Raw genomic sequence first — 17,627 nt, 5'->3', positions numbered from 1 at the left:
CGATCATTCTAAACGCTCGCCACGGCTCAGATGATGAGCGTGTGAGGCCTCGTGGCGGAGTGGTGACGCAGAGGACTGCAAATCCTTGTACCCCGGTTCAATTCCGGGCGAGGCCTCCAATATCTCCCCACCGCTGATAAATGATTGTGAAACCTCGATAATTTCGAGACGATCGCGCGCCGCTCGCTCCAGCTTATTTTCAAGCGGCGTGCGCTGCCCGCCTCGGCCCGCATGAGATTGTGGCCGGCGCCGTCAGAGCCATGCCGGAGCGCGCGAACCTCAGGTCGTTTCACCGTCCAGCAGCCCGCAGCAGAAGATGCCGATGAGCGCTGCGAGGATGAAGAAATCGAACAGCGTGAGATATTCGAAAATCGCAGACATGGCCTGCTCCTCCTATTTCCTCCGCTACAAATCATACCATGAAGGGACAGGGGATTCTACGTTTGGGCTGCAGCGTCTTGCCCCTCCTGTGGCGCGAAAGAGGCGTCCGCCGGATTCTTTTCGCCGACGGCTGCCAAGCCTTGAAAGCATCCGTGTCGGGGATTAAGAGACGGGGGACAGGAACCGCTTTTCAAGAGCGAGAGGACATGATGGATTTCGAAGCTGCGCGCGCAAAGATGGTCGACAACCAGGTTCGCACGACGGACGTTACCTCGCATTCCGTGCTGACGGCGTTTCTCACGGTGCCGCGTGAGGCTTTCGTGCCGGAGAAGGCAAAGCTTCTGGCCTATGTCGACAACGACGTCGAGATCTCCGCTGCCGCCCCGGGCAAGCCGGCCCGCTTCCTGATGGAGGCTTCGCCACTTGCCAAGCTGTTGCAACTGGCGGCCATCAGCAAGGATGATTTCGTACTCGAAGTCGGTTGCGGCACCGGTTACACGTCGGCGCTGCTGTCGATCATCGCCGGCTCCGTCATCGCGCTCGAATGCGACGAGGCGCTGGCCGCCGAGGCGAAGGCAAAGCTTGCCGGCTACGGCAAGGTGGAAGTCGTGACCGGCCCGCTCGAAAAGGGCTATGCTGCTGGCGCTCCCTATGACCTGATCTTCATCAATGGCGCGGTCGAGGAAGTTCCGGCCGCTCTTCTCGGCCAATTGCGCGATGGCGGCCGTCTGGTCACCGTCGAAGGTCATGGCAATGCCGCCCGCGCAAAAGTCTTCGTCGCCGAGCGCGGCGCCATTTCGGAGAATGTCTTCTTCAACGCTTCGGTCAAGCCGCTGCCGGGTTTTGCCAAGGCGCGCGAATTCGTTTTCTGACGCTGTTTTCCTCGGTGAATTTCAGCGACGGGCGCCGATGGCGCCCGTTTTTATTGCGTGCCGCCTGTCTTTTCAGGCGTGCAAAGGACGCTGTGACAGTTTGAATCGACGCATCCGCCCTCAAGATCGATTCCGATTTTCGGGCGGATTCGTTCGCGCTGCCGGAAACCCTTCACAAACATCATTTATCCTGACGCCTCGGCCGCGAATTGCCGACGGCAATCATTGGGTAACAAAACTGTGCATGGCCGCATTCATTTGATTCGCGATGATTTTTTTCAAGTCTGGGGTATTCTAAGGTCGTGGTGATTCGGATGAACGCTCCACACCATCCGGTCGTTGTTTTGGGATAACGGGGATAGATATGGCTCAGCCAAGTGTAGCGCGTGAACCGTCCATGGAAGAAATTCTGGCGTCCATCCGCCAGATCATCGAAAGCAATGAACCCGGCGCCGGCAAGGCGATTTCCGCATCCCTGCCGCCGGTTTACGGCGCCGATGAGGACGTAAACGGCTCCGAGATCCATCTGACGGTCGATGACACCTATGCCGGCGTGGAGTTTCCCGAACCGGCCATGCGCTCTTCCGATCCGCGTTTTGTCGCCGCCAATTCGGCCGGCACTGCCCCCGAGACAGAAGCGCCGGCCCGCGCGCTGTCGCTTGCCGATGTCGCCGCCCGTGTGCGTGCCGCTTCCGAGCGCAGCGCCGTGCAGGCCGGCCAAGCCCTGCGCGAAATTCCGAGCGGCTTCCGCCAGCCCGAACCGCAGCCCACCGTGATGCCGGAACCGCCGCGCGCCGCAGTCCCGCAGCCGCAGCCGGCACAGTATGTTTTCCCGGCCGCCGCCGCACCCGTTCCCCCTGTTGCGCCTCCGCAGCCAACCGAGCCGGCATTTGTCGAAACGCCGCGGGTCGCTGTCGCCGAGCCGGCCGCCGCCCTCGAACCGGCGCCGCCGGCTTTGGAGCCCGCTGGTTCGTCGACCGAGCGTTTCCTGCCGAGCGTCGTCGAGGAGGTCCAGCCGACGCTGCTTTCGGAAGATGCCGGCCTGCAGATCAGCCGCTCCTTCGAGGAGCTCGCCGCGGCAATCGACGGTGCGGAACGCCGCTCGCTGGACGAAATCGCCGAGGATATGCTGCGCCCGATGCTGCGCGAATGGCTTGATGATAATCTGCCGACGCTGGTCGAGCGCTTGGTGCGCGAGGAAATCGAACGCGTGGCGCGCGGCCCGCGCCGCTGATCGGATTGCTTTTTCCTGGAAAAGCCGCTCCGGTCTCCGGGGCGGCTTTTTTATTGACTTGGCCGTGGCCATCCTATTTACAAACGCCCATCCTCGAACCTCGAAATTGGTCAGAAAATGCTCGACAAGACCTATGATTCCGCTGCCGTCGAACCGAAAATCGCCGCCAAATGGGATGAAGCGGATGCCTTCCGCGCCGGCACGAACGCCAAGCCCGGGGCCGAGACCTTCAGTATCGTGATCCCGCCGCCGAACGTCACCGGTTCGCTGCACATGGGGCACGCACTGAACAACACACTGCAGGACATCCTGGTGCGCTTCGAGCGCATGCGCGGCAAGGACGTGCTCTGGCAGCCGGGCATGGATCACGCCGGCATCGCCACCCAGATGGTCGTTGAGCGCAAGCTGATGGAACAGCAGTTGCCTGGCCGCCGCGAAATGGGCCGCGAGGCCTTCATCGACAAGATCTGGGAGTGGAAGGCGGAATCGGGCGGCCTGATCTTCAACCAGCTGAAGCGCCTGGGCGCGTCCTGCGACTGGTCCCGCGAACGCTTCACCATGGATGAAGGACTGTCACAGGCGGTTCTCGAGGTTTTCGTCACGCTCTATAAGGAAGGCTTGATCTACAAGGACAAGCGGCTCGTCAATTGGGACCCCAAGCTGCTGACGGCGATCTCCGACATGGAGGTCGAGCAGCACGAGGTGAAGGGCCACCTCTGGCATCTGCGTTATCCCCTTGAGCCGGGTGTCACTTATCAATACCCGATCGCTTTCGACGAGGAAGGCAAGCCGACCGAATTCGAGACGCGTGACTATATCGTCGTCGCGACGACGCGGCCGGAGACGATGCTCGGCGATACCGGCGTTGCCGTGAACCCCGAAGACGAGCGTTACAAGCCGATCGTCGGCAAACATGTCATCCTGCCGATCGTCGGCCGCAAGATTCCGATTGTCACCGATTCCTATGCGGATCCGACGGCCGGCACGGGCGCGGTGAAGGTCACGCCGGCCCATGATTTCAATGACTTCGACGTCGGCAAGCGTGCCAAGCTGCGCGCCATCAACGTCATGAACGTCGACGGCACCATCGCAATCAAGGACAATGAGGATTTCCTCGAGGGCCTCGACAATCCTGCCGCACTCCACGGCGCCTGGGACCGCCTGGAAGGGCAGGACCGTTTCTATGCGCGCAAGGTCATCGTCGAGATCTTCGAAGAGGCCGGCCTCCTCGACAAGATCGAACCGCATAAGCATATGGTCCCGCATGGTGACCGAGGCGGCGTGCCGATCGAGCCGCGGCTGACGGAACAATGGTTTGTCGACAACAAGACATTGGGGCAGCCTGCTCTGGATTCCGTTCGCGAGGGAAGAACCCGGTTTATTCCCAGGAACTGGGAAAACACCTATTTCAACTGGCTGGAGAACATCGAGCCGTGGTGCATTTCCCGCCAGCTCTGGTGGGGGCATCAGATTCCCGCATGGTATGGTCCCGACGGTCAGGTCTTCGTCGAAAAGACCGAGGAAGAGGCGCTGCAGGCGGCGATCCAGCATTACCTCTCGCACGAAGGGCCGATGAAGGCCTATGTCGAGGACCTGCTCGAAAACTTCAAGCCCGGCGAAATCCTGACGCGTGACGAGGACGTGCTCGACACCTGGTTCTCTTCGGCGCTCTGGCCTTTCTCGACGCTCGGCTGGCCCGAGCAGAGGCCGGAACTTGCACGCTATTATCCGACGAATGTTCTGGTCACCGGATTCGATATTATCCCGTTCTGGGTGGTTCGCATGATGCAGATGGGTCTGCATTTCATGAGGGACGACAATGGCGATCCCGTCGAACCCTTCCATACCGTCTACATTCACGCGCTGGTGCGCGACAAGAACGGGCAGAAGATGTCGAAGTCGAAAGGCAACGTCATCGACCCCCTGGAACTGATCGACGAATACGGCGCCGACGCGCTGCGCTTCACCCTGGCGATCATGGCCGCACAGGGCCGCGACGTGAAGCTCGATCCGGCCCGCATCGCCGGCTACCGCAATTTCGGCACCAAGCTCTGGAACGCCACGCGCTTTGCCGAGATGAACGGCGCCAGGAGCGACCCGCATTTCGTGCCGGAGGCGGCCGAACTCACCATCAACCGCTGGATCCTGACGGAGCTTGCCCGTACGGAACGTGACGTAACGGAAGCGCTTGAAGCCTTCCGCTTCAACGATGCCGCCGGCGCTCTCTACCGCTTCGTCTGGAACGAAGTCTGCGACTGGTATCTCGAGCTGCTGAAGCCGGTCTTCAACGGCGAGGATGCGGGCGCCAAGGCCGAAGCCCAGGCCTGCAGCGCCTATATCCTCGAAGAGATCTACAAGCTGCTGCATCCCTTCATGCCCTTCATGACGGAAGAGCTCTGGGCGCACACGGCAGGTGAAGGCAAAGAGCGCGATACGCTGGTCTGCCATGCCGAATGGCCGGCGCCCTCCTATGCCGACGACGCCGCGGCCGACGAGATCAACTGGCTGATCGACCTCGTCTCCGGCATCCGCTCGGTGCGCGCCGAAATGAACGTGCCGCCGTCGGCGACAGCGCCGCTCGTCGTCGTCAAGGCCAACAACCTGACGCGCGAACGGCTGTTCCGCCACGACGCCGCCATCAAGCGCCTCGCGCGTGTCGAGGCGATATCGCTGGCCGACGATGCGCCGAAGGGAGCAGCTCAGATCGTCGTCGCCGAGGCGACCGTCTGCCTGCCGCTCGGCAATCTGATCGACCTCTCCGCCGAAAAGGCTCGTCTCGAAAAGGCGATTGCCAAGATGGAAGGCGAAATGTCACGCATCGACGGCAAGCTCTCCAACGAGAAGTTCGTCGCCAATGCCAATCCCGAAGTGGTCGAGGCTGAGCGCGAGCGTTTAGAGGAACTGAAGGGGCAGATGGCGAGCCTGAAGATCGCCCTTTCCAGGGTGAGCGAAGCCGGATAAGTTTCACCGCCCATTTCGGTAAGTTATTTCAAAGACGCGCCCGACCTCGGTCGCGTCTTTTGTCGTTCCGGGCGCCTACTTGATTCGGTCCTGAAAGGAGCTGATTTCAGGCGCTCAGCCTGTGGATTGTGGCTCCACGGGCATCCTGCGGGCGAAAACTGCTACTGTTGTCGGATTGATACAGCTTCCGCAATGTTTGGAATGAAAACCCAAAAGATCCGCGAAAAAGCAACAACTCTGGAATAAAATTTTATTAACCAGATTTTTTGACGTGTCCGTCAATTTCTTTACGTAAGTTGGCCACTACAATGCCCGGGAGCGCTGCCGTGGGGCGCGTTGCCATGTCAGGCGAACACTTACTAGAGTGGCGTCACATCAATTGCTGGAGTGGGGGAGACACAATGGCATCGCGTAGGTTTTCCAAGGGCGTAACGTCGCTCGTTCTTCTTTCGTCGCTCGCATCGCCGGCCTTCGCAGGCGGCCTGGAGCGCGGCGGCTACAATATCGATCAGCTGTTCGATACGTCGCCTTTCTCGTTCCAGTCAGGTGTGACCTACGTCACACCGCAGCGCAAGCTGAAGGACGTCCGTGACACGAATACCTCCGTCTTAACTGGGGGTGGCAATCTCAACACCCGCTCGGACACCGCCGACGAGACGGCGAATTACACCATTCCCTATATCGGCTTCAAAGCCGGCTTCGCCGATACGATCGACTGCCTCGTCGACTATTCCGAGCCCTTCGGCGGGCATTCCGATCCCGGTTTGAACTGGGCTGGCGCCAACAACAATATCGAGACGGAGATCAAAACCCGCAACTATGGCGGCACTTGCTCCTATCGCTTTGACGTCGGCCCGGGACAGCTTCGCTTCATTGGCGGCGCCTTCTATCAGGAAGTCGAGGGCTTCAAGGAACGTCTGGTTTCAACGCTTCCGCTTCTGCTCGGCACCGGCACCGGCATTGGCCGCCTCGATCTCGACGATAGCGGCTGGGGCTGGCGCGCCGGTCTGGCTTACGAGATTCCGGAATATGCGATGCGCGCGAGCCTCGTCTACAACAGCCGCGTCAAGTACGATAATCTGACCGGCACTGTTGATCTCCGTCAGGTCCCCGTTGTGCCGACATATGGAGGTCTGGTCACGCCGGTTTTCGGTTCCGCCGAAGCGCCTGATTCGCTTGAACTGAAACTGCAGAGCGGCATCGCTCCGGATTGGCTCGCCTTCGGATCGGTCAAATGGACGAACTGGAGCGTCCTCCAGTCCGTGGCTTTCTGCCCGAAATCGACAAAGGGCCTGGCCGCCTGCACAGCGGGTGGCGCTACGGAGCTCACTTCGCTCGACCTTCTCTATCGTGACGGCTGGACCATCTCCGGCGGCGTGGGCCACAAGTTCAACGATCAGTGGGCCGGCGCGGTCAGCCTGACATGGGACCGCGGCACCAGCCACGGTTATGGCGCGCAGACGGACAGCTGGACGCTGGGTGTCGGTGCAGCCTATACGCCGACCGAACATATCGAATGGCGGATCGCCGGCGCCGTGGGTCTGTTGACGAGCGGTTCGTCGGGCGTTGTGACCCAGGGCGGGGTCACATATGGAGATGATGTCTCCTATTCCTTCGGCAACGATCTGGTCACTGCACTGTCGACGAGCCTAAAGGTCAAGTTCTAATACTCCGATTTGAAGAATTGAAAGCCCGGCCCTGCCGGGCTCTTCTATTTTTGCTCCCGTTAATCATACTTATTCATACTATTCCCGCGCCGAATTTGTGACGATTCAGCAACACTTTTTTACGACGGTTGGCGTATGGTGGTGGCGGGGCGATTTTGTCTATTTCCCGCCACAAAGAGGGCGCAGCGCTATTGGCAGGCGACGAGACGGCAGACTGAAGGTGCGTGTAAAGAGTAGCATGGGTCGATTTTTTTCCGGCAACACCAGATCATGCGACGCGATTGGCGACAGTCGTTCGATTGCGGCCGTTTCGCTTTTTGAACAAGGCTGTTCCGGCCGCAGATCAGACCTTGCAATGAAGTTGTCGATTCATCCAATGCCGGTTTTTTCGACCCGCGCGCCTGAGCGGCGCTGCTTTGGCGGAGAAGCCGACACTGGTTTCGTCACATTTGCTGTTTACGAAAGCAATAAGGGCAGGAAGGCGGATGCCGCGCCTGCCACGGGAATGCCAGGCAAATTGCAGTCGAGCCATGCCGGGAGCCGGGTGGTTCTAGATGATATGCTGAGAATTCGGCCTTTCGGAAAAGGCCAATGGGCTGGATGCGACGCGGGCAAAGGAGCCATGGAGCTCGCCGCGGGATCGCTCGCCTCGAATGAATACATCCACGGTCTGCCCGGCGCCGGCGCCGGCTGCCTGCGATGAACGAAAGAAATCGGTTGAAATGGTAACGTCCGAGTTCAAATTGTTTAAATTCATGCTGATGGGCTTAGGGATCGCGTTGGTAATGTCCGGCCCGGTTCGCGCTTTCGACATCAAAAGCGACGTCAGCAAGGAATCCGGTCCTTTCGACCTCTTCAAGTTCGGCTTCAAGGCCTATAAAAACGGACAGAAGGAGGAGGCGGTCGAAGCTTACAAATACGCCGCCGAAAAAGGCCATACCGGTTCGCGCTGGGCGCTCGCCAATATGTATGCCGACGGCGACGGCGTGACCCAGGATGATTTCGAAGCCTTCAAGATCTACAGTGAGATTGCCCAGCAGGGTGTCGAACCCGGCTCGGAAGACACCGGCTTCTTCGTCAACGCGCTTCTCTCGCTCGCCAACTACTACAAGCACGGCATTTCGGGCAGCCCGGTCAAGATCGATCTCACCCAGGCACGCCAGCTTTATTTCCAGGTGGCCTCCACCTTTGGCGTTCCCGAGGCGCAGTTCCAGCTGGCGCAGATGATGCTGGCCGGCGAGGGCGGCAATGCCAGCCCGCAGCAGGCGAAGAAGTGGTTGAACCAGGCGCGCAAGAGTGGCCATCCCGGCGCCATGGCGGTTTTCGGAAATATTCTCTTCGACGAAGGCCAGACGGCCCGCGGTCTCGCGCTGATGACCGCCGCTCTCGACCGCTGCAAACCCAAAGACTGCGGCTGGATGGAAGCGCTGCAGGAGCAGGCTTTCTCGGTTGCGAACGAGGCCGACCGCCGCACGGCGGTATCGCTCTCGCACGCCATCGCGAGCGGCTCCGACTGAAGCCTGCTATGCAGCGCCCTGTCGCGCGTTTGCAATGGCGCGGTGCTATGGGCTGCGAATGTCAGGCCGCAAAATCGAAATAGGCGACGACAGGCACGTGGTCGGACGGCTTTTCCCAGGCCCGCACATGTTTTTCGATCGCCGCCGACATCATCCGGTCGGCAGCCTCCGGCGATAGCAGCAGGTGGTCGATGCGGATGCCGTTATTCTTCGGCCACGCACCCGCCTGATAGTCCCAGAATGAATAGAGCCGCGTCGCATCCGTCGTCGCGCGCACCGCATCGGTCAGCCCGAGATTTTCGAGCCTGCGGAATGCCTCCCGCGTCTGCGGCAGAAACAGCGCATCGCTTTCCCAGACCTTGGGGTCGAAGCAGTCGTGCGGCTCGGGGATGACGTTGTAATCGCCGGCGAGCACCAGAATCTCCTCATAGGCGAGGCGCTCGGCCGCAAACATCCGCAGACGCTCCATCCAGGCGAGCTTGTAGGGATATTTCTCCGTTTCGACCGGATTGCCGTTCGGCAGATAGATGCAGCAGACGCGCAGAATGCGCGTGTCCGGCAGCGTGAACACCGCCTCGAGGAAACGGGACTGTTCGTCCAGCGCATCACCGGGCAGGCCGCGGTTGACTTCGGAAGGCGAAGTCTTGGAGAGGATCGCCACACCGTTGAAGCCCTTCTGGCCGTGTGTCTCGACGTGATAGCCGAGCGCCTCGATCTCCAGCCTGGGAAAGCCTTCGTCGATCGTCTTGATCTCCTGCAAGCAGACGATATCGGGATCGGAATCCTTGAGCCATTGCGTCAGATTGTCGATGCGCGCCTTGACGCCGTTGATGTTCCAAGTCGCGATCTTCATCTCTTCGTCCTGTTTCGCTGCGTGCGCTTCTTTTATCGTGGTCTTTCACAACAGGACAAGACGATAAACCGGCCGGAAGCGCTTCTTCGGCCGGTTCGTTCGCACAGCGAAATGTTTCTGGATGGTCAGATCGAGAAGCTGGTGCCGCAGCCGCAGCTTGCCACCGCATTCGGGTTCTTGATCTGGAAGGATTGACCAAGCAGATTATCGACGAAGTCGATCTCCGAGCCCGCCATGTAGACGAGCGACAGGCTGTCGATCAGCACTTTCGCGTCGTTCTTTTCGACGACGACGTCGTCGTCGGCCACGCTGTCGGCAAGGTCGAACTTATAGGAAAAGCCCGAACAGCCGCCGCCTTCGACCGAAACGCGCAGCGCGCTCTTGCCGGCCTCTGCGCCGATGATCGCAGCGATACGCTTTGCCGCGGCATCTGAAAGGGTTACACTCGTATCCGTCATATTTCCTCCTGCCGGGGTCAAGATCCGGAGAGAATGGGTTTTGGCACTGAAATGTTCAAATGCCTGATATCAAAAGAACTTACCATGATCTTCGCAAAAAGGCCATGATGTGCGAAACGGCCGGCGGGCGCCTCTTTGCCGTTTCGTCGGGCTATAGGTATGAACAGGGCAAAGCGGCGTCAATGGGCAGATGCGGCAACAGGCAGAATGACGGTGAAGAATGACGGTTGACAGGCGGGCGTTGGGTTTCGGCAACAGCGAAAGGGCGGTCTATGCGGCGGACCCCTGGACGACGCGCGGGCGCCTCTACCAGGAGGATGAAAGTCCGACGCGATCCGATTTTCAGCGCGACCGCGACCGCATCGTCCACACGACGGCCTTCCGCCGGCTGAAGCACAAGACCCAGGTCTTCATCGCCCAGGATGGCGATCACTACCGCACCCGGCTGACGCATACGATCGAGGTGGCGCAGATCGCCCGCGCGCTCGCCCGCGCCCTGAAACTCGACGAGGATCTGGCCGAGGGCGTGGCGCTCGTGCATGACTTCGGCCACACGCCGTTCGGCCATACCGGCGAGGACGCATTGCACGAGGTGCTGCTGCCCTATGGCGGCTTCGACCACAATGCCCAATCGCTGCGCATCGTGACCAAGCTGGAGCGGCGTTATGCCGAATTCGACGGCATCAACCTGACGTGGGAAAGTCTTGAAGGCCTCGTCAAGCACAATGGTCCGCTGCTGACGCTGGATGGTGTCGGCACACGCGGCCCGGTTCCGCAGCCGATCCTCGACTATTGCGAACTGCACGATCTCGAGCTTGCAACCTACGCCAGCCTCGAGGCCCAGGTCGCGGCGATTGCCGACGATATCGCCTATAATACCCACGATATCGATGACGGCCTGCGCTCCGGCTACCTGACTTTCGACATGCTCGAGGAAATCCCGTTTCTGGCCGGGCTGATGGCCGAGGTGAGGGCGCGGTATCCGCATCTGGAGCCGAGCCGCTTCACTCACGAGATCATGCGCCGGCAGATCACCCGTATGGTCGAAGACGTGATCGGCGTCGCGCAGCAGCGTCTTTCACTTCTTCGCCCTGAGAGCGCAGCCGACATTCGCGCTGCCGACCGGGTTATCGCGACCTTCTCCGACGCGATGGCCGAAACAGACAGGCAAATCAAGGCGATGCTCTTCAAACGCATCTACCGCAATCCCGATATCATGCGTATCCGCGCCGGCGCTGCCCAGATCGTCACCGATCTTTTCGGCGCCTACATGGCCAGCCCCAAGGAGATGCAAAGCCATTATTGGGTCGATCATATCGCCGGCCTCGCCGATGCGCCGAAGGCTCGCCATGTCGGCGACTATTTGGCCGGCATGACCGACACCTATGCAATCAGTGCCCACAGGCGATTGTTTGACCACACTCCGGATTTGCGATAGGCAGCGGTCGCCCGCCGAAGGCCGATTTGCGCCTTTGGCACAGCCTATGCATGGAAGAGTGCGATGAACCTTTTTACCGACTTCGAAGCCAGGATCAAAACCGCCCTTGAACAGATCGATCTGGTCAGGGAAAAGCGATCCGAGCTCGATTTCGGCCGCATCACCGTCGAGCCGCCGCGCGATGCGAGCCATGGCGATGTTGCGACCAACGCCGCGATGGTCCTGGCAAAGCCGCTCGGGTCCAATCCTCGCGCGCTTGCCGACGTCATCATCGCCAAGCTCAAAGAGGATGCCGACGTCGCCGATGTCTCGGTCGCCGGTCCCGGCTTCATCAACATCCGTCTCGCCGTCGGCTACTGGCAACGGCTGCTCGCCTCGATGATCGCCTCCGGCACCGACTACGGCCGCTCGACTCTCGGTGCAGGCCGCAAGGTCAATGTCGAATATGTCTCGGCCAATCCGACCGGCCCGATGCATGTCGGCCATTGCCGCGGCGCCGTTGTCGGCGACGCGCTCGCCAACCTGCTCGCTTTTGCCGGTTACGGCGTCGAGAAGGAATATTACATCAACGACGCCGGCTCGCAGATCGACGTGCTCGCCCGCTCGGTCTTCCTGCGTTATCGCGAAGCGCTCGGGGAACGAATCGGCGAAATCCCCTCGGGTCTCTATCCCGGCGATTATCTCGTGCCCGTCGGCCAGTCGCTTGCCGGCGATTATGGCGTGCGGCTGCACAACATGCCGGAAGAGCAATGGATGCCGATCGTCAAGGATCGCACCATCAGCGCGATGATGGTGATGATCCGGGAAGATCTGGCGGCGCTGAACGTCCATCACGATATCTTCTTCTCCGAACGCACCTTGCACGCCAATGGTGCGGCCGCGATCCGCACGGCGATCAACGACCTGACCTTCAAGGGTTACGTCTACAAGGGCACTTTGCCGCCGCCGAAGGGCCAGTTGCCTGAGGATTGGGAAGATCGCGAACAGACGCTGTTCCGCTCGACTGAGGTCGGCGATGACATGGACCGGCCGCTGATCAAGTCGGACGGCTCCTACACCTATTTCGCCGCCGACGTCGCCTACTTCAAGAACAAGTTCGACCGCGGTTTCGACGAGATGATCTATGTGCTCGGCGCCGACCATGGCGGCTATGTCAAGCGCCTGGAGGCGGTGGCGCGCGGCGTTTCGGATGGCAAGGCGAAGCTGACGGTGCTGCTCTGCCAGCTCGTCAAGCTCTATCGCAACGGCGAACCGGTGAAGATGTCGAAACGCTCCGGCGATTTTGTCACGCTTCGGGATGTCGTCGAGGAAGTCGGCCGTGATTCGGTCCGCTTCATGATGCTTTACCGCAAGAATTCCGAACCGCTGGACTTCGATTTCGCCAAAGTGACGGAGCAATCGAAGGACAATCCTGTTTTTTACGTGCAGTATGCGCACGCCCGCTGCATGTCGGTCTTCCGGCAGGCGAGGGAGGCTTTCCCCGGCCTCGATGTTTCGTCTGACGATCTTGCGAAAGCCGTTGCTGGCGTTGGCGATCCGGCCGAATTGCAGCTCGTCGCCAAGCTTGCCGAATTCCCGCGTATCGTCGAAGCGGCGGCCCAGTCGCAGGAGCCGCATCGCATCGCTTTTTACCTCTACGACCTCGCCAGTTCCTTCCACGCGCACTGGAACAAAGGTAAAGATCAGACGGAATTACGATTTGTTAATGATAAAAACCGAGAATCAAGTATTGCCAGACTTGGGCTGGTGTACGCCGTCGCGTCGGTTTTGAAGTCGGGACTTGCCATTACAGGCACTGCCGCACCTGACGAAATGCGATAACGTCACCATTTCCCCACAATGCGCTGGCATTTGAGCGTTGGCGTTTGCGAGTGGGATAGGCATGGCTGAGAAACAACTTGCGTATGATACGCGCGGAAAAGACGATCTGTTTGCTGACGACGATCCGTTGGCCGAGCTTGCTCGTATCGTCGGCTTCGAACCGCGTGTTGCAGCGAATACGGTGAGCGAAGCCGCACGGCGCGAGCCCGCCTTCAATCTTGAGGACGAGCTTGGCCGCGAGTTCGACCGTTACGACTCTCCGCGTCCGCTCGCAGAGCTCGACCATCCGGCCGAGCCGATTTCCGATGGCATTGCGTCCGAAGATTATGTCGAGCCCGTTCTCGATGTCGCCCCTGCTGTCGAAAGCCCGCAGGCTCCGGAGCCTCTCTCCGCTGCTCCTGCCGCCGCTGAAGAAGCAGCGCAGCCTGCAGCAAGAAATTGGGACGTTGCCGCTGCCGACTGGCCGGCCGGCCCGCAGCAGCTTTCCATCGATCCCGTTTCCGAGGCGCCCATCCAAACCGCCTTCGGTGGCGCCCGCGATCTGATCGAAGAGCTCGAATTGTCGATCGGTGCGGCTCCCGTCTCTTCCGTGCCGCAGTCCGCCAAAGCCCCGCAATGGTCGGCGGCCAGCATCAGGCTGCCGCTTGCCAATTTCCACGCTCCGAAACGTGAGGAGCCGGTTGCTCCGCCGGCGGATGTGGTCGAGCCGGCGGCCGAAACTGTCGCCGCGCCGGCGGCCGAAACTGTCGCCTCGCCGGCGGCCGAACCTGTCGCCGTGCCGGTGGCAGAGGCAGCCGACGAACCGGTGGCTGAATCATCGCTCGCCGATCCTGTGGCGGTAGAGCCGCAGCCTGCGGTCGAGCAGTCGGCGCCCGTCGCCGCTGTAGAGCCTGCCGAGGAATTCGTCGCCGCTTCACCGTCGTTTGGGTTTCCCGCCGAGCTCGATCGTCACGATGAGGCAATTGCGCCGCAAGTGACTGCCGAAGCCGAAGAGTTCTTTGACGTCGAGGAAGGTCCGGAGGAGTTCAGCTCTGACGTCGGTTTCGATCTCGCTGCCGCTGTGGAAGGCGAGATCCAGGCTGATGCCGCGCTGACCGAAGTCGTACCGGAAGTTCCGCACACCGCCGGCACTTTCGATCTCGACGATCTGCTGGCCGACGTCTCGCGCTATCCGGTGCCGCATCCGGTATTGCAGCGCGCCAATCTGGCGCCCGTCTCGCCGCAGCCCGCCGCCGAGGCCGCCCCAGTAGCCGCCGCACCGGTTCAGCCTGCGCCGGTCGCTGCACCGGTCCTGTCCGCTCCCGTCGAAATCGTTCCTGCCCATGTCGCCGAAGTGGCAAAGCCGGTTGCGCCCCAGCCTGCCGCAACGGCATATGCCCGGGCGCCGCAGCCCGCGCCGGAGGCTGACGATCCTTTCGCCGGCCACGATTTCGAACTGGATCTAGCCGGCATCGAGCTGGAACTTGCCGATCTCGATTTTTCCGAGGCGTCCGAGCCTGCACCGCAGCCGAAGCCGCAGCCGGCACCCGCTGCGCCCCAGCAGGCGACTGCGCCCATGCGGTCCGCACCGGTCTTCGCGGCCGAACCGCCGGCCGTGGCTTCTGCGCCTGTTTTCAACTGGACACCCGCCCAAGAAGTGCTCGCCCCAGAAGTGCCCGTCGCAGAATCGACCGAAGACCTGCCTTTCGATCCGGCGATGATCTCTGATCCGGAGGAACGTCCCGAGACCGTCGACGACATGCACGTGCCGGCGCTGCCGCCGGTCGAGCAGCCCGCGCCGGTGGCGAAAACGGCGGATTTCGATTTCGATCTCGACGCGGAGATCGCGAGCTTCTTTGAACCGGCCAAGCCGCGGGAAATGCCGGCGCCGCCCCGTGATACCGCTGCCGCGACCAAGCCGGTCAAGCCGACCATTGCCGACGGCCTCGATGATTTCGAACGGGCGCTGGAGGAGGATTTCCGCCGCAGCGTGCGCGAGCCGGTCGAGCGCCGCCAGACCTCCGAGGTCCACATCGAATCGGCAAGCCAGGCCGCCGATTTCAGCCGCGCCCGCTCGATGCGCCGGCTGCTTGCCGGGGCTGTCGCCCTGGTGGTCTTCGCCGGCGTCGGTTATGGCGTCTATTCCTCCGTCTGGAACGGCGAGGGGCTTGGCATTGTCGCATCCGGCGAGCCGCGTGTGATCACCGCCGACAAGGAGCCGGTCAAGGTCGTTCCGGAAAATCCCGGCGGCAAGACCGTACCCAACCAGGACAAGGCCGTCTATGACCGCGTAGCGGGTTCCGCCGAGGAACCGAAGCAGAAGGCGCTCGTGTCGTCCGACGAGGCGCCCGTCGATGTCGTCCAGCGCACACTGACACCGGAAGCGCTGCCCGAGGACGACGAGAACGCCGGCGCCGACGATCAGGTCACGCCGACCGCGGTCGGTGAGACGGAGGATCCGCGTCTGCTGCCGAACCAGGCAAACGCCGACGACACGCCCGCAAGCGGCGCCGACAAGACGCCGTCCGTTTCGCCGCGCAAGGTCCGCACGATGATCGTCAAGCCGGACGGCACCCTGGTCGCCCGCGAGGAGGCTGCGCCCGTCGATCAGCCGGAGCCGCCGGTACAGTCTGCCCAGACAACGCCGTCCGCCCAGCCGGTGCCGTCCGCCCAGCCGCCGGTCACGGCGCAGTCCGCGCCGTCGACCCCCACCGTGCCGCCGGTTAGCGGAACGGCTGCAAGCTTCCCGGCAAGCGCCGAGGTTGCTTCCGCCGATGCGCGTTCCGCAGCACCGGTCGAACCCGCCCCGGCACAAGGATCGCCTGCCGTAACTGCCGATGCGCAGACGGCAAATCCCGCCTCGGCCGATGCGCCGGTACGGCCGGTTAAGACGACGACGATCGCCGATACGGCCCCGGTTCCGATTGCCCGCCCGGCCGATCAGCCCGTCAATGTCGTCGGCACCGTCACCGACAAGGGTAATGTCCGCACACCGGCGCAGCAGCCGAAGCCGACGCAGGTTGCTTCTGCCGCCCCGGCCGCTGCCCAGCCGCAGCAGGCAGCATCCCCCGGCGGCTACGGCCTCCAAATCGCGTCACTGCCCTCGGAGGACGAGGCCAACAAGTCCTATGCCAACCTCTCGAAGAAATTCGCTGGGGTGCTGGGTGGCCGCGCTCACGAGATCCGCAGGGCCGATATCGCCGGCAAGGGTACTTTCTACCGTGTTCGCATCCCGGTCGGCTCTAAGGATGAGGCCGCAGCACTTTGCGAACAGTATCGCGCAGCCGGCGGAAGCTGCCTGATCTCCAAGTAAAATCAGGTCACGGAATTATAAGAGCGGCGGGCCGATCGGCCCGCCGCTCTTTTTTGTGCATCGCGCCCGCGCTTGCTCGCATTTGGCCCGGGGCGGTCTATGATTCCTATATGACCGAATCAAAAGCGATGATCCTTGGCTGCAGCGGCCTTGCCCTCACATCCGAAGAGAAGGCCTTTTTTCGGGGCGAACGGCCCTGGGGCTTCATCCTCTTCGGGCGCAACATTTCCGAAGCCTCCCAGATCACCGATCTCGTCGCCGAATTGCGCGACAGCGTCGGTTGGCATGCGCCGGTGCTGATCGACCAGGAGGGTGGTCGCGTCCAGCGCATCCGTCCTCCCATCCTCCCACGCTATCCCTCCGGCCAAGCGCTCGGTGATCTCTATCGCCGCGAGCCGGCGCTCGGTCTGCGCGCCGCCTGGGCGATGTCGCGGCTGCACGCCTTCGACCTTTCGAGGCTTGGCATCGATGTCGATTGCCTGCCAGTGCTCGACGTGCCGGTCGAAGGCAGCAGCAATGTCATCGGCGACCGCGCCTATGGCGGCGATCCCGAGACCGTCATTTCCATGGGGAGGGCGGCTGCCGAAGGATTGAAGGCCGGCGGCCTGCTGCCTGTCATGAAACATATGCCCGGCCACGGCCGCGGTTTTGCCGATTCCCATCTGGAGCTGCCTGTCGTCACCGTCTCCCGCGATGAGCTGGAAGCCCATGATTTCCCGCCCTTCGTCGCGATGAAGGACGAGCTGATGGCGATGACCTGCCACGTCGTCTTCACCGCCATCGACCCGGACAATCCGGCGACGACCTCGCGCAAGGTGATCGACGGCGTCATCCGCGAGCATATCGGCTTTAGCGGTCTGCTGCTTTCCGACGATAGCTCGATGAACGCTCTTTCGGGCACGATCGGCGAACGTGCGGCGAATATCATTGCAGGCGGATGCGATATCGTGCTGCATTGCAATGGCAAGATGGACGAGATGCTGGATGTCGTGGCAAATGTTCCACCGCTCGCCGGCGCGTCGCTTGCGCGCGCAAAAGCAGTGGAAGCAGGCTTCGCCGCGCCGGATACGGTTGACGAAGCCGAACTGCGGGCGGAGTTCGAGGCAATGTTTGCGATTGTGTGATCGCAGAGG

At 61.6% G+C, this 17,627-nt stretch carries 12 protein-coding genes and 1 tRNA gene; 11 read left to right on the top strand and 2 right to left on the bottom strand.

Annotated features, from left to right (window positions below):
* Positions 1-45 precede the first annotated feature (45 nt).
* The 7 genes from MHI61_RS14390 (at position 46) to exoR (ending at position 8,632) form a co-directional block, all read left to right on the top strand.
* A tRNA-Cys gene (locus MHI61_RS14390) sits at positions 46-119 on the top strand.
* A gap of 468 nt (positions 120-587) precedes the next feature.
* A complete protein-coding gene (locus tag MHI61_RS14385) occupies positions 588-1,253 on the top strand; it encodes a protein-L-isoaspartate O-methyltransferase (RefSeq protein ID WP_239792493.1) in 666 nt (221 codons plus the stop codon).
* A gap of 364 nt (positions 1,254-1,617) precedes the next feature.
* On the top strand, positions 1,618-2,487 hold the full coding sequence (locus MHI61_RS14380) for a DUF2497 domain-containing protein (protein WP_239792492.1): 870 nt from the start codon (positions 1,618-1,620) through the stop codon (positions 2,485-2,487).
* A 117-nt stretch (positions 2,488-2,604) separates the two neighbouring features.
* Positions 2,605-5,448, top strand: coding sequence for a valine--tRNA ligase (locus MHI61_RS14375; RefSeq protein WP_239792491.1), 2,844 nt, complete (start codon positions 2,605-2,607; stop codon positions 5,446-5,448).
* Between the two features lie 401 nt (positions 5,449-5,849).
* The gene (locus MHI61_RS14370; protein WP_239792490.1) at positions 5,850-7,115 is read left to right on the top strand and encodes an OmpP1/FadL family transporter; all 1,266 of its coding nucleotides are present in this window, start codon (positions 5,850-5,852) and stop codon (positions 7,113-7,115) included.
* A 238-nt stretch (positions 7,116-7,353) separates the two neighbouring features.
* Positions 7,354-7,818: a hypothetical protein gene (locus MHI61_RS14365; RefSeq protein WP_239792489.1), complete on the top strand. Its 465-nt coding sequence runs from the start codon at positions 7,354-7,356 to the stop codon at positions 7,816-7,818.
* A 19-nt stretch (positions 7,819-7,837) separates the two neighbouring features.
* Entirely contained in the window at positions 7,838-8,632 is a 795-nt protein-coding gene (gene exoR, locus MHI61_RS14360; RefSeq protein WP_239792488.1) for an exopolysaccharide production regulator ExoR, read from the top strand.
* A gap of 61 nt (positions 8,633-8,693) precedes the next feature.
* On the opposite strand, the gene xth is transcribed toward exoR, so the two are convergent.
* Both xth and erpA read right to left on the bottom strand, forming a co-directional pair.
* Complete coding sequence (gene xth / locus MHI61_RS14355) at positions 8,694-9,485, bottom strand: exodeoxyribonuclease III (protein WP_239792487.1); 792 nt, start codon at positions 9,483-9,485, stop codon at positions 8,694-8,696.
* 125 nt (positions 9,486-9,610) lie between these two features.
* Positions 9,611-9,943, bottom strand: coding sequence for an iron-sulfur cluster insertion protein ErpA (gene erpA / locus MHI61_RS14350; protein ID WP_064683502.1), 333 nt, complete (start codon positions 9,941-9,943; stop codon positions 9,611-9,613).
* 220 nt (positions 9,944-10,163) lie between these two features.
* Here erpA and MHI61_RS14345 point away from each other — a divergent pair, with 220 nt between their 5' ends.
* From MHI61_RS14345 to nagZ, 4 genes are all read left to right on the top strand, one after another.
* Complete coding sequence (locus MHI61_RS14345) at positions 10,164-11,381, top strand: deoxyguanosinetriphosphate triphosphohydrolase (protein WP_239792486.1); 1,218 nt, start codon at positions 10,164-10,166, stop codon at positions 11,379-11,381.
* A gap of 63 nt (positions 11,382-11,444) precedes the next feature.
* The gene (gene argS, locus MHI61_RS14340) at positions 11,445-13,202 is read left to right on the top strand and encodes an arginine--tRNA ligase (RefSeq protein ID WP_239792485.1); all 1,758 of its coding nucleotides are present in this window, start codon (positions 11,445-11,447) and stop codon (positions 13,200-13,202) included.
* Between the two features lie 61 nt (positions 13,203-13,263).
* Positions 13,264-16,494, top strand: coding sequence for an SPOR domain-containing protein (locus tag MHI61_RS14335; protein WP_239792484.1), 3,231 nt, complete (start codon positions 13,264-13,266; stop codon positions 16,492-16,494).
* A 110-nt stretch (positions 16,495-16,604) separates the two neighbouring features.
* Entirely contained in the window at positions 16,605-17,618 is a 1,014-nt protein-coding gene (gene nagZ, locus MHI61_RS14330) for a beta-N-acetylhexosaminidase (RefSeq protein WP_239792483.1), read from the top strand.
* Positions 17,619-17,627: the final 9 nt, after the last annotated feature.

The sequence above is a fragment of the Rhizobium sp. K102 genome (assembly GCF_022385315.1).
GTDB classification, from domain to species: domain Bacteria; phylum Pseudomonadota; class Alphaproteobacteria; order Rhizobiales; family Rhizobiaceae; genus Rhizobium; species Rhizobium croatiense.
This window is presented reverse-complemented; position numbering and strand designations above follow the sequence as displayed.